Annotated in this window: 13 protein-coding genes; 4 read left to right on the top strand and 9 right to left on the bottom strand. The window is 61.9% G+C overall.

Translation table 11 applies throughout. The annotated features are described in order from the left end of the window. Positions 1–230: 230 nt before the first annotated feature. The 7 genes from J3P88_RS02695 to J3P88_RS02665 form a co-directional block, all read right to left on the bottom strand. Entirely contained in the window at positions 231–797 is a 567-nt protein-coding gene (locus tag J3P88_RS02695; protein WP_434573866.1) for a GNAT family N-acetyltransferase, read from the bottom strand. 186 nt (positions 798–983) lie between these two features. Then, positions 984–1,754 carry an electron transfer flavoprotein subunit beta gene (locus J3P88_RS02690; protein ID WP_434573864.1) on the bottom strand — a complete coding sequence of 257 codons (771 nt, stop codon included), beginning with the start codon at positions 1,752–1,754 and terminating at the stop codon, positions 984–986. A gap of 15 nt (positions 1,755–1,769) precedes the next feature. Then, on the bottom strand, positions 1,770–2,990 hold the full coding sequence (locus tag J3P88_RS02685) for an electron transfer flavoprotein subunit alpha/FixB family protein (RefSeq protein ID WP_434573862.1): 1,221 nt from the start codon (positions 2,988–2,990) through the stop codon (positions 1,770–1,772). Further along, entirely contained in the window at positions 2,990–4,939 is a 1,950-nt protein-coding gene (dgcB, locus tag J3P88_RS02680; protein WP_186729161.1) for a dimethylglycine demethylation protein DgcB, read from the bottom strand. Before dgcB ends, J3P88_RS02685 begins: the two co-directional genes overlap by 1 nt. A gap of 164 nt (positions 4,940–5,103) precedes the next feature. Beyond that, the gene (dgcA, locus tag J3P88_RS02675; protein ID WP_072405833.1) at positions 5,104–7,164 is read right to left on the bottom strand and encodes a dimethylglycine demethylation protein DgcA; all 2,061 of its coding nucleotides are present in this window, start codon (positions 7,162–7,164) and stop codon (positions 5,104–5,106) included. A gap of 15 nt (positions 7,165–7,179) precedes the next feature. Next, on the bottom strand, positions 7,180–7,710 hold the full coding sequence (locus J3P88_RS02670) for a DUF5943 domain-containing protein (RefSeq protein WP_018612374.1): 531 nt from the start codon (positions 7,708–7,710) through the stop codon (positions 7,180–7,182). Positions 7,711–7,788: 78 nt separating this feature from the next. After that, a complete protein-coding gene (locus J3P88_RS02665; RefSeq protein WP_030139307.1) occupies positions 7,789–8,766 on the bottom strand; it encodes a dipeptidase in 978 nt (325 codons plus the stop codon). 233 nt (positions 8,767–8,999) lie between these two features. Between J3P88_RS02665 and J3P88_RS02660 the strand changes: the two genes are divergently transcribed. From J3P88_RS02660 to J3P88_RS02645, 4 genes are all read left to right on the top strand, one after another. Next, positions 9,000–9,401: a lysozyme inhibitor LprI family protein gene (locus J3P88_RS02660; RefSeq protein ID WP_186707151.1), complete on the top strand. Its 402-nt coding sequence runs from the start codon at positions 9,000–9,002 to the stop codon at positions 9,399–9,401. An 88-nt stretch (positions 9,402–9,489) separates the two neighbouring features. Further along, a complete protein-coding gene (locus J3P88_RS02655) occupies positions 9,490–9,744 on the top strand; it encodes a type II toxin-antitoxin system RelE family toxin (RefSeq protein ID WP_434573859.1) in 255 nt (84 codons plus the stop codon). Continuing rightward, entirely contained in the window at positions 9,728–10,051 is a 324-nt protein-coding gene (locus J3P88_RS02650; protein ID WP_003206335.1) for a helix-turn-helix domain-containing protein, read from the top strand. Before J3P88_RS02655 ends, J3P88_RS02650 begins: the two co-directional genes overlap by 17 nt. Before the next feature lie 32 nt (positions 10,052–10,083). Beyond that, positions 10,084–10,500, top strand: coding sequence for a DUF3010 family protein (locus J3P88_RS02645; RefSeq protein ID WP_434573857.1), 417 nt, complete (start codon positions 10,084–10,086; stop codon positions 10,498–10,500). Positions 10,501–10,670: 170 nt separating this feature from the next. Here J3P88_RS02645 and J3P88_RS02640 read toward each other — a convergent pair whose 3' ends face one another. Then, a complete protein-coding gene (locus J3P88_RS02640; RefSeq protein WP_434573855.1) occupies positions 10,671–11,855 on the bottom strand; it encodes a hypothetical protein in 1,185 nt (394 codons plus the stop codon). A gap of 68 nt (positions 11,856–11,923) precedes the next feature. Further along, a complete protein-coding gene (locus J3P88_RS02635; protein WP_186707130.1) occupies positions 11,924–12,883 on the bottom strand; it encodes a GlxA family transcriptional regulator in 960 nt (319 codons plus the stop codon). Positions 12,884–12,979: the final 96 nt, after the last annotated feature.

Genomic DNA, 12,979 nt, shown 5'->3' with positions numbered 1-12,979 from the left:
GGTGCAGCGAGGGGCGAACAGGTTATCCACAGAGGCGCGCACAGGGATTGTGGGTAACACTCGCTCCCACAATGATTGGATAGATACAAAATTCACATGCACCACCAATCCTATGTGGGAGCGGGCTTGCTCGCGAAGGCGGTGTGTCAGACAACCCATCGTCGACTGATACACCGCCTTCGCGAGCAAGCCCGCTCCCACAGGGGGTTCTGGTGAAACCGCCATAGCGATCAAGGCCGATGCATGAGGTACGCCTCCCCCGTCACCCGAATTAATGGATGCGGGAAAACCTGACAGGTTTTGACGATGCCAAAGCCCTGGCGCTCATAGAAACGCCGGGCGCCGGTATTGGCGGCGTAGTCGATCAAGCTCAGGCCTTTGAGCGCCAGTAGGTCGGCACGCTGTTGCGCCAACTCGAGAAAGCGCACGCCGAGCCCCTTGTTACGCCAGCCTTCATGCAGGGCCAGGCTTGAAATATAGAGGGTGTCGGGCACTTCCATGTCGGCGTAGGGTGCCAGGACCGGATCCGTCACCGGCGCCGCCAGCGGATCCTCGCGCGTGACGTAACAGTGCATCATGCCGATGACCCGGCCATCCGCTTGGGCGACAAAACAGTTCTGGTAAGAAAAATCGACATTCTCCCGGGCATAACGAGCGGCCCCTACTTCCAATAGGTCCTGCCCTGGCTCCGCCAATTGGCTCCAGATGTAATCCGACGCACCCTCCGAAGAAATCCGGAACAGACGGGCGATCTCCCGTGCATCCATAGGCAAGGCCGGACGAAATTCAACTTCCATTGCTGGGCTCCATTTGGCTGACGGCGGTTATCCACAAAGGGGCCCACAAGGATTGTGGGCAACACATATTTCACTTGTGGGAGCGGGCTTGCTCGCGAAAGCGGTGTATCAGGCAACCTTTTTCGTTGACTGATGCTCCCCTTCGCGAGCAAGCCCGCTCCCACAGGTTTTGTGTTGAGCCTGGGTCTAGCGAACCACCCCTTCCTCCACCAACAACTTGAGAATCGCCTCGGCCCCTGCCTCCGGGCTCACGCCCTTGAGCACTTGTCCGCCTCCGCCGCTGGCCTTGGCCGTGGCGGCTTTCATGCGGTCGGCGCCGCTCTTGGCCTTGATCACTTTCAAGCGCTTGGGCCGTGGCTTGGCCGGTTGCAGGGTGGCTACCGCCAGCAGCGTGTCGTCGATCACTTCGACCTCCTCGGCATGCAACGCTCCACGCCGGGCCGGGCCGTAGGCGCTTTGCCGAGGTTTTGGCGCAGCGTTATCCACAGTGGCCAGGAACGGCAGGCGCACTTTGAGACGTCGCCGTTGGCCGCGAGGCAAGGCTTGCAGCACCAGGGCCGCGCCGTTTTCGATGGATTCGACCTGGGCCAGACCCACCACCAGCGGCCAGCCGAGGTTTTCCGCCAGCAAAAACGGCAACATGCCCGAGCCCTCGCCGGTTTCCGCCTGGCTGCCGGTAAGCACCACTTGGGCGCCAGCATCACGCAGGTAGTCGGTCAAGGCCGGCAGGGCGTCGGCCCCATCGGGATTTTCCAGGACGTGGAGTTCCTCCAGGCCCATGCCCAGGTAGGCGCGCAGGGCCGGCTCGGCCACGTCGCCGGCGTGCAGCACTTGCAAGTCGTTGCCGGCCAGTTGCAGGCCCAGCTCCACGGCCCGGGCGTCCTGCTCGGCCCGTCGAGGTCGGCCAGAGGTCGGGTGGGCGCCGATGGAGACGAGGCTGATCACTTGGGTACTCATGAACGTTTCCTTAGCTTAAGCCGCATCGCGCTTGGCTTCGTTGCGGTAAGCCTCTACCGCCGCGATCAAGGCCTGGAGAATCGCCGCGCTGTCACCAATCACCGACAGGTCTGCCCGTTTGATCATGTCGCAGCCCGGATCAAGGTTGATCGCCACCACCTTGTCGCAGGCGCCAATGCCTTGCAGATGCTGGATTGCCCCGGAAATCCCCACGGCCACGTAGACCCGCGCCGTGACCCAAGTGCCGGACGCACCGACCTGGCGATCCCGGGCCATAAAACCATCGTCCACCGCCACCCGCGAAGCGCCTTCGGTGGCGCCCAGGGCGGCGGCGGTCTGGTGGAACAGCGCCCAGTCCTTGACCCCGTTGCCGCCGGAGAAAATGAATTCGGCCTCGGCCATCGGGATCGCACCCGGGTCCACGGCAACCGCGCCAAGGTCTTCGATGCGCGACAAGCTGCGCGCCACGCTTGTGGATAACTCCACCGGCAAGGCTTCGTGACGGGTTTCGCTGACCGGCTCGGCACATTCGGCCGCCGCCAGGATCAAGCGCGCCAACGGCCGGGCCAAGTCTTGCAGGCCCGCACCGGCGCGGCCGATGCATTCTTCGCCCTTGACCTGCCAGACCCGCGTGGCCGGGCGCTCGCCCAGGGCTGCGGCAAAGCGCCGGCCCAATTCACCACCGCCGCTGCGACTGTCAGGCAGCAGCCAATGGCGTGGGTTGAACTGGTTATCCACAGCCCGCAAGCCCTGAACGCGTTGTTCCGGTGCATAACCGCTGAACTCTTCGCCATCGAGCACCAGCAAGCGGTCGACACCCGCCGTGGCGAAAGCGCTTTCCTTGTGCTCGCCGAAGACCACCGCCAACACCGCGCCGTCGCTTCCGGCCAACTGATGGGCCAGGCCCAGCAGATCGCGGTCGTGACTGCTGAGGCGGCCACCGACCATGTCCGGGACGACACAGATGTAGAACGCCGGTTGCGGCACCTGATGCAGCGGCAATTGCACTTCAACGGCAGCGGTGCGTTTGCTCGCCCCACCTTGCTGGGCACCGCTGCGATCAATCCGTTTGATCCCATTGGGGCCGATGAAACCGACGCCATGGACGTTTTTGCGAATGACGCCGTTGGGCCCCATCCAGCTGTGCTGCACCGGTTGCATGGCTGCGTGCAGTGGATGCAGGCGGTTGCGGGCGATCCACTCGGCGCGAGGGTCGCGGCGGATGATGTCGCTCATTAATGCACCTCCGCGGGTTCACGTTTGGCCGGGGCCACGGGCTTGCTCGGGGCCGCGTCTTCCAGCAGCGCATCGGCCACCAGTTCGGCAATGTCCTTGATCATCGGCCGTGGTTCGACCACGCCTTCGAGCATCGCGGTGCACTGTGGACAACCCACGGCCACCAGCTCGGCACCGGTTTCGCGGATGTCGTCCATGCGCATGTCCGGGATGCGCTGCTTGCCCGGGATGTCGGTGATCGGCGCGCCGCCGCCACCGCCGCAGCAACGTGAACGGAAACCGGAACGCTGCATCTCCTTGACCTCGATGCCCAGCGCCCGCAGCACTTGGCGCGGCGCCTCGTATTCGCCGTTGTAGCGGCCCAGGTAGCACGGGTCGTGATAAGTCACGCTGTCGCCCTTGTGCTGGCCAAGGTTCAACGCGCCGGCGTCGATGATTTCCGCCAGGTAGGTGCTGTGGTGCTGCACTAGGTAGTTGCCATCGAAGGCGCCGTATTCGTTTTTCAGCACATGGAAGCTGTGGGGGTCGCAGGTGACGATGCGATTGAAGCTGTATTTGGCCAGGGTCTGGATGTTGCGCTTGGCCAACAGCTGGAACGTCGCCTCATCTCCCAGGCGCCGGGCCACGTCGCCGCTGTCGCGCTCTTCGAGGCCGAGCACGGCGAAGTCGATCTTCGCCGCCTTGAGCACTTTGACGAAGGCGCGCAGGGTCCGCTGGTTGCGCATGTCGAAGGCACCATCGCCAACCCAAAACAGCACGTCGGTGGATTTCTTCTCGCTGAGCAGGTTCAGGTTCAGGTCCGCCGCCCAGTTCATCCGCCCACCCGGGGCGAAGCCGCCAGGGTTGTCGGTGGCGATGAGGTTTTCCAACACCTCGGCGCCCTTGTTCGGCGTGGCGCCTTTTTCCAGGGTCAGGTGGCGGCGCATGTCGACGATGGCATCGACGTGCTCGATCATCATCGGGCATTCCTCGACGCACGCCCGGCAGGTGGTGCAGGACCACAGGGTCTCGGCATCCACCAGGCCGTTGACGATGGGCTGGTGCGGGTTGCCGCTGTGCTCACCGACAGGTTTACCTGGGTAAGGACTGCCGGCGAATTTCGCATCGGTGCCGCCGGCCAGGCCGACGACCATGTCCTGGATGAGTTTTTTCGGGTTCAGCGGTTGGCCGGCGGCGAACGCCGGGCAGGCCGCTTCGCACTTGCCGCACTGCACACAGGCGTCGAAGCCGAGCAGTTGGTTCCAGGTGAAATCCTTGGGTTTTTCCACACCCAGCGGTGCGGTCGGATCATTCAGGTCCAGCGGCTTCAGACCGGTGGAACGACCGCCACCAAAGCGCTCGGCGCGGCGGTGCCAGGCCAGGTGCAGGGCACCGGCGAAGGCGTGCTTCATCGGCCCGCCCCAGGTCATGCCGAAGAACAATTCCGATACGCCCCACAACACGCCGACACCCAGGATCGCCGCCACCAGCCAACCACCGAAGTTTTCCGGCAGGATGCCCGCCACCGGCAAGGTCACCAGGAAGAACGACGCCGAGAAGGCCAGCAGGCTTTTCGGCAGGCGCATCCACGGGCCTTTCGACAAACGCGCGGGCGGGTTGCGCCGACGCAGGTACATGAAGATCGCGCCAACGAACATCACAGCCGACATCAGCAGCAACGCATAGCCGAGGAAGCGGTTATGCAGGCCAAAACCGTGGACCAGGATCGCCAACACAATCGACGCCACCGCACCACCGGCCGTGGCGACGTGGGTGTTGGCAATGTATTTGTCCCGCGCCACCACATGGTGCAAATCCACCATGTAGCGCTTGGGCATGGCAAAGAGGCCACCGATCAGGTCGACCTTGGCCGGTCGTCCGCGGCGCCACATGTTCATCCGCCGCAAGGCGCCCAGGGCCGCGAGGCCGAGGGCTGCGAACAGCAGGATTGGAAGAAGGGTGTTCAACATAGGTGTTGCTCCCAAAGACCTCAGGGTCTTGCAGGTCGAGATGCCTTACTCGGTCACTGTGGGAGCGGGCTTGCTCGCGAAGGCGGTGTGACAGTCAGCTTATGTGTGGCTGACAAAATGCATTCGCGAGCAAGCCCGCTCCCACAGGGGTTTGGTGCAAGCCGTTAGAAATCCTTGCACAACCGCAGGGCGTCGTAGATGGCCGCGTGGGTATTACGCTGGGCCACGCAGTCGCCGATGCGGAACAGCAGGTAGCCATCGCCGCTCTGTTCCAGGCATGGCTGGGGCTTGATCGCGAACAGGGCTTCGACGTCGATCTGGCCCTTGTTGCGCGAACCCTCCTTGAGCGCGTAGTAGATTTCTTCGTCCGGCCGCACGCCGTTCTCCACCACCACCTGGTCCACCACGCGTTCTTCCTTGGCGCCGGTGTATTCGTTCTCCAGCACCGCCACCAGCTTGTCGCCTTCGCGGTAGACCTTCTCCAGCATCATGTCCCCGGTCATGATCACTTCCTTGGGGTACATGCTGCGGTAGTAGGTGGGGAACGACGTCCCGCCAATGGCCACGCCCGGCTTGATGTCGTCGGTGACGATCTCGACCTGGCTGCCCTTGTCGGCGAGGAAGTCGGCCACCGACATCCCGGTGAACTCGCAAATGGTGTCGTAGACCAGCACGTTCTTGCCCGGCGCGACCTTGCCGTCGAGGACATCCCAGCTGCTGACCACCAGCCCTTCGGCGGCGCCCCAGTGTTCGTTCTGCTCCACGTTCGGATGCCCGCCGACGGCCAGCACCACCACGTCCGGACGCAGGTCCATGATGGTCGCCGCATCAGCCGCAACGCCCAGGCGCAGGTCGACTTTCAGCCGCGCCAGCTCCAATTGGAACCAGCGGGTGATACCGGCGATCTGGTCCCGTTGCGGGGCCTTCGAGGCGGTGGTGATCTGCCCGCCGATGAATTCCTTCTTCTCGAACAGGGTCACATCGTGCCCACGTTCGGCGGCCACGCGCGCGGCTTCCATCCCGGCCGGGCCGGCACCGACCACCACGACTTTGCGCTTGGGCCCGGTGGACTTCTCGATGATGTGTGGCACGCCCATGTATTCACGGGACGTCGCGGCGTTCTGGATGCACAGCACGTCCAGGCCTTGGTACTGGCGGTCGATGCAGTAGTTGGCGCCGACGCACTGCTTGATCTGGTCGATCTGGCCCATCTTGATCTTGGCGATCAGGTGCGGGTCGGCGATGTGGGCACGGGTCATGCCGACCATGTCGACGTAACCGCCCTCCAGGATCCGCGTGGCCTGGTTCGGGTCCTTGATGTTCTGCGCGTGCAGCACCGGGACCTTGACCACTTCCTTGATACCGGCGGCCAAGTGCAGGAACGGCTCCGGTGGATAACTCATGTTCGGGATGACGTTGGCCAGGGTGTTGTGGGTGTCGCAACCCGAACCCACAACGCCGATGAAATCCAGCATGCCGGTGTCGTCGTAGTACTTGGCGATCTGCTTCATGTCCTCGTGGGACAAGCCGTCCGGGTGGAACTCGTCACCGCACAGGCGCATGCCCACGCAGAAATCGTCGCCCACTTCGGCACGCACGGCCTTCAACACTTCCAGGCCGAACTTCATGCGGCCTTCAAAGCTGCCGCCCCATTCGTCGGTACGCTTGTTGACCCGCGGGCTCCAGAACTGGTCGATCATGTGCTGGTGCACCGCCGACAATTCGACGCCGTCCAGGCCACCGGCCTTGGCCCGGCGCGCGGCCTGGGCGTAGTTGCCGATCACCCGCCAGATCTCTTCCGGCTCGATGGTCTTGCAGGTAGCACGGTGCACCGGCTCACGCACGCCGGACGGCGACATCAGGGTCGGCCAGTTGAAGCCGTCCCAGCGCGAGCGACGGCCCATGTGGGTAATCTGGATCATGATCTTGGCGCCATGCTTGTGCATGGCGTCGGCCAGGTTCTGGAAATGCGGGATGATGCGGTCGGTGGACAGGTTCACCGAGCTCCACCATTCCTGGGGGCTGTCGATGGCAACCACCGACGAGCCACCACAGATCGCCAGGCCGATGCCGCCCTTGGCCTTCTCTTCGTAATACTTCACGTACCGGTCGGTGGTCATGCCGCCGTCGGTGGCGTAGACCTCGGCGTGCGCGGTGCTGAGCACGCGGTTGCGGATGGTCAGCTTGCCGATCTGGATCGGCTGGAACATTGCTTCAAAAGCCATGGCGCGATCCTCGACTTACAACGGCTTGACGATGAACAGGCCGTCGTCGTGGCCTTCTTCGGAACCGCCGTAGACCTGCTCGGCCACGGTGCGGATCTGGCTGCCGCGCGCGGCGAGGATCTGGTCCATGGCGCCGGCGAACCAGCCGGTGAACATGTAGTCGACCTTGCGCCCGACCTTGCCGTACACATAGACGAACGCCGAGTGCTCGAGCTTCACGCTGGCGGTGCCTTTGTCCAGGTCGATGTCCTGGATCTTGAACAGGCCCCAGCCACGCTGGGACAGGCGCTTCATGTAGTGCTCGAACACCGCGACGCCTTCCAGGCCATGGCATTCGGCTTCTTTTTCGCACCAGTGCCAGGCGGATTTGTAGCCGGCCTTGTAGAGGATTTCGGCGTAGGCGTCGGCGCCCAGCACTTCCTCGATGCCCATGTGGTTGTTGACGAAGAAGTGACGCGGCACGTACAGCATCGGCAGGGCGTCGGAGGTCCAGACACCGGTTTCGCTGTCGACTTCGATAGGCAGTTGCGGGGCGATCTTGGCCATGAAAACTTGACTCCGGAAATTCGTGATGTGCCTGCGGCGCGAGTGGCCGCAGGTAAGGATTCAGTGATGCAGCGGGGTTTACTCGCCCCAGACGTCCTTGAGGACATTCACCCAGTTCTCGCCCATGATCTTGCGCACTACCCGCTCAGGATGGCCGCGCTTGAGCAGCGTCTCGGTGAGGTTCGGGAACTCGCCCACGGTGCGGATGCCCAGGGGGTTGATGATCTTGCCGAAGCTGGTCAGGCGACGGGCATAGCCCTTGTCGTGGGTCAGCATTTCGAAGAAATCCTGGCCGTGGCCCTGGGTGAAGTCGGTGCCGATGCCGATGGCGTCTTCACCGACGATGTTCATGGTGTATTCGATGGCTTCGGCGTAGTCGTCGATGGTCGAATCGATGCCCTTGGCCAGGAACGGCGCGAACATGGTCACGCCGACGAAACCACCGTGGTCGGCAATGAACTTCAGCTCTTCATCGGATTTGTTGCGCGGGTGTTCTTTGAGGCCGGACGGCAGGCAATGGGAGTAGCAGACCGGCTTTTTCGATTCGAGGATGACTTCTTCGGAAGTCTTGGAACCGACGTGGGACAGGTCGCACATGATGCCGACGCGGTTCATCTCGGCGACAATTTCACGACCGAAGCCCGACAGGCCGCCGTCGCGCTCGTAGCAGCCGGTGCCCACCAGGTTCTGGGTGTTGTAGCACATCTGCACCACACCGACGCCGAGCTGCTTGAAGATCTCGACGTAGCCGAGCTGGTCTTCGAAGGCATGGGCGTTCTGGAAGCCGAAGATGATGCCGGTCTTGCCCTGCTCCTTGGCTCGACGGATGTCGGCGGTGGTTTTCACCGGGATCACCAGGTCGCTGTTCTCGCGGATCAGTTTCTGGCTGGCGACGATGTTGTTGATGGTGGCCTGGAAACCCTCCCACACCGACACGGTGCAGTTGGCTGCGGTCAGGCCGCCCTTGCGCATGTCTTCGAACAGGTCGCGGTTCCACTTGGCAATGATCAGCCCGTCGATAACGATGCTGTCGGCGTGCAATTCGGCTGGGCTCATCAGGCAGTCCCCTTGTTAGCGATTCATGCGCCGAATCGTGTGCCGGCGCTTTGGGGCCAGCATATGCCTGAGGGCCGTCGCGACCCGGTGCAAAAACGACAGGGGAATTGCCGAAAGCGTCAATCCACGACAATGGGCTACAACGGGCCCACCCTGCCCGTCTGTTCTTTACCCGACGCTTGCGCCAGAATCCGCCGCATCACTGGTTTTCACTGGACTTGAGCGGCAACGCGATGAAATCACTTTTCCTGGCATTGGCACTGATCAGCACCCTGGCACACGCAACCGAAGACACCGAGCCCAACCCCTGCGACGAAGTTGAAAACGACGTCCAGACCCTGGCCTGCTCGGCCTATGGCAAAACCGCCGCCGAACAATTACTGGGCGAAAACCTGCAGAGCCTCTTGGAGCGCCTGCAAACCCGCTACGCCAGCGACAAGGCCCAGCTCAACGACATCACCGCCAAGGTCAAGGCCGCCCAGCAACTGTGGCAAAAACAGCGCGACGCCGACTGCGCCATCGCCGCCTTCCCGGCCAAACCCGGCAGCGACGCCTACAAAATCGCCGAAAACGACTGCATGGCCCAGGTGAGCGATGATCGGTCGGAGTTTTTGGAGTCAATTGGGCAAGACTGAGGGCAATATTCAGACACCTTTCATGCGTTGGCCTTGGAGGGGATATAAGTCAGGATTCGCAAAACTTATAAAAGACTTATATCCTTTCATGAACACCATCCACTGGACCAGAAAAGCCGTTAAGCAGCTTCTGAAATTGCATTCTCCCCATCAGGCCCAGGTTCGGGACGCCGTTACGGCGCTCGCCCAGATGCCCGACGCGGCGAACGTCAAAGCGCTTGTCGGCCATGACTGCGCCTATCGCCTTCGGGTAGGCCGCTATCGAGTCATGTTCGATTGGGACGGGGCGATCAAGATCGTCAGCATTCAAGAGGTCAGGAAACGCGATGAACGTACCTACTGATATTCAGATCATCAATGACGCAGACGGGCATCCGGCATTTGTGGTCATTCCATATGCCCAATACGTCGCGCAGAAACTGGAACCCGATCTGATTCCCCATGAAGTCGTCAGCCGTATCGTCGACGGCGCCACGCCCATTCGCGCCTGGCGCGAACACCTGAACCTGACTCAAGATGAAGTCGCCAGGCGCCTGGGTATTTCTCAACCGGCGTTTGCCCAGCAAGAGTCGGTCGCCAAGCCTCGCCGAGCCACTCGCGAAAAAATTGCTGCGGCCTTTGGTATCCATGCTGACCAGTTGGAGCTGTAAGCTGCACGCCACCCTCCAGCAAAAGGATTCACATGAAAACGTGCGGCATCGAAATCAAAGGCAGCGAAGCGATCATCGCCGTTGCCTCGCTAGACCAGCAAGCGTTGAGCCACGTTGCGCTGAGCACCAAGAAAATCGCCCTGGACGACGATGACGACGCCGCCAACGTCAAGGCTTTCGCCGCCCAGGTGCGGACGTTCGTGACGGACAACGGCATCGAACGCATCGCCATCAAGAAGCGCAGCAAGAAAGGCGAGTTCGCCGGTGGCCCGACCACGTTCAAGATCGAAGGGGTTTTCCAGTTGCTGGAGGGTTGTGAGGTAACGCTGCTGTCGCCGCAGACCATCAATGCGCAGAGCAAGAAACATGACTTCGCCCTGCCGGCGACGCTGAACAAGTATCAGCATGAAGCCTATAAAGCAGCCTGCTCGGCGCTGATGAAGAAATAGACCTTTCCCAGCCGAACGGGCACCTGTGGGGAGTTTTTTGTGGGAGCAAAGCTTGCTCGCGATGAAAGCGATGCGGTCCTTCAGAAACCGAGTCGACTGTTTCGCGAGCAAGCTTTGCTCCCACAAAATCCCCTCTCCACACAGCTCACTATGCTCGACCGCCAATCGGGTCAGGACCGATTCTGTTGCTGGCGATACCCCTTCAACCACTCCGCAAACGCCTTGTCCTCCAACGCATAACCACCGCGATTGGATTTCCACACCAATTCCTTTTCACGCAACGCATCGATACACGATTGGATGGTCTGGGTACCGGGCACGACTTCGCTTCCCATGCTCTTCAATGCCTTGCTCACCGCCTCCAATGTTGAATCGGTGAAGGGCGCGAAGGGCTCGTTGTTCTGCGAGCGCTCGGCCATGACCTGCAACACGGCCCGTTGCGGCACCGTCAGGGCATTCCAGGCGCTCTCGAATTCGGTCCAGACGCCGGCGCGCAGCATTTCGGCGCTGTTGCGCAGCAACTCCCCCAAATGGCTCGCCTCGCCCAGTTCCAGGGCAATTTCGCCGATGACGCTGCGCAACATCTCCGGACGGCGCCCTACCAACTCGAACGCCTGGTCCAGGTCATCGGCGTTGAACTGATTGGTCTGGGCCAAGTGTGCGTTCAAATGGGCGGTGTAGGCCTGGGTGAAGGCTTTGCCCAGCAAAGGGAACGGCGTGATGCTGGATCCGTAGAACGGTTGGTTGCGACTCAGCACCAAGTGGGCGAGCTTGTCGCGATTGGAACCGGTGAACACCAGCCGCAGGCCACTGGTATCGCCCTCGCGCCCCTGGTTGAGCTGGTCACGGGCCGCCTTGAGGCCGAACATCGCGTTGACCCCGGCTTCAGTGGTCAAGGCATGCTGGGCTTCATCGATTACCAGCACCACGGTTTTATCCGCGGCACGGTGCAACAGCTCCAGTGCCTGGGTCAGCGTCGCCCCTTCGGGCAGTTGCGGCTGGCTGAAATCCCAGGACAACGTGCGCAAGAAGCTGAGTTTGTCGATGCCCATGGATTTGGCGAGCTTGCGGATGCCCTTCTCATAAGGCACCAGTGCCCCGGCGATGGCCGAAGCGATCAAGTCGGCAGGGTCCTTCTCCTTGTTGGCCCAAAGGTCGACGTAGACCGCGAGCCAACCTCGCGACTCGCATTCGGGAATCAAGTCCTCGCGCAGGAACGTACTTTTTCCGGTACGCCTTGGCGCGGCCAGGAACAGGCCTGAGGTGTAATCCTGGATCCCGGCGCCGGCCAGCCCATCGACAATATTGCGGGCCAGATCGGGACGCCGGAAGACAAAACCGGGGTGCTTGGACATGGTTTTATACTCAATTATGGCGACAGGTATAATTTATAGTCGCGAGTATAATTGAGTATAAAAGCCTGTCAAACCAGCTCCCGACCATCCCCTTGTCGCCGCCGATCCTCCCGCGGACACCGCGCGAACCGGGTCCGATAGCTGCGGGTGAAATACGACGGCGACTCAAACCCGCAGGCGATGCTCACTTCCAGCACGCTCATGTCGGTCTGGCGCAGCAACTGCCGGGCCTTTTCCAGGCGCAGGCGCAAGTAGAAGTTGCTCGGCGTGTCGTTCAGGTGCAGGCGGAACAGCCTTTCGAGCTGGCGACGAGTGACGTTGATCGACTCGGCCAGGGCCAAAGTACTCAGTGGTGGTTCACTGTGGGTTTCCATCTCGCCGATGACGTGCACCAGCTTCTTGTTGCGAATGCCGTAGCGGTTGGCGATTTCCATGCGCTGGTGATCTTTGCGCGGACGGATGCGGCCGAGCACAAATTGCTCGCTGACCTGGATCGCCAGTTCCGAACCGTGGGCCTGGCCGATCAGGTCGAGCATCAGGTCGATGGACGCGGTGCCTCCCGCACAAGTGATACGGCGACGGTCGATTTCGAACAGTTCCTGGGTCACGCCAAGCTGCGGATAAGACTCCTTGAATGCCTCGATGGCTTCCCAGTGCAACGTCACCCGGTGCCCTTCCAGCAGCCCCGCCTCGGCCAGGACCACGCTGCCGGTGTCGATGCCGCCCAGGATCACGCCTTCGTTGTCCAGCCGATGCAGCCAGCGTTCCAGTGCCGGGGTGACAAACTTCAGCGGCTCGAACCCCGCCACCACCCAAAGGGTCGCGCCTTTCTTCAAGGGCTCCAGCGCGGCATCGGCGTTGACCGACATGCCATTGCTCGCCAGCACCGCCCCGCCATCGATGCTCAACACATGCCAGCGGTACAACTCGCCGCGAAAGCGATTGGCGACCCGCAACGGCTCGATGGCCGAGATGAAACCGATGGCCGAGAAACCCGGCATCAACAAGAAGTAGAAATCCTGGGACATGGAGCGCACTCGGTTGACGGGCAGCGTGCGGACCTTGATACGCCAGTTGCAACAACCGTTCAAGAGTCGCTGCAGTGCAAGAGCACGTCGCCGCTG

This window comes from Pseudomonas sp. Z3-6, assembly GCF_051131985.1.
Taxonomy (GTDB): domain Bacteria; phylum Pseudomonadota; class Gammaproteobacteria; order Pseudomonadales; family Pseudomonadaceae; genus Aquipseudomonas; species Aquipseudomonas zanjanensis.
Note: the sequence above shows the minus strand (reverse complement) of the source record. Positions and strands in the feature narration are given on the sequence as shown.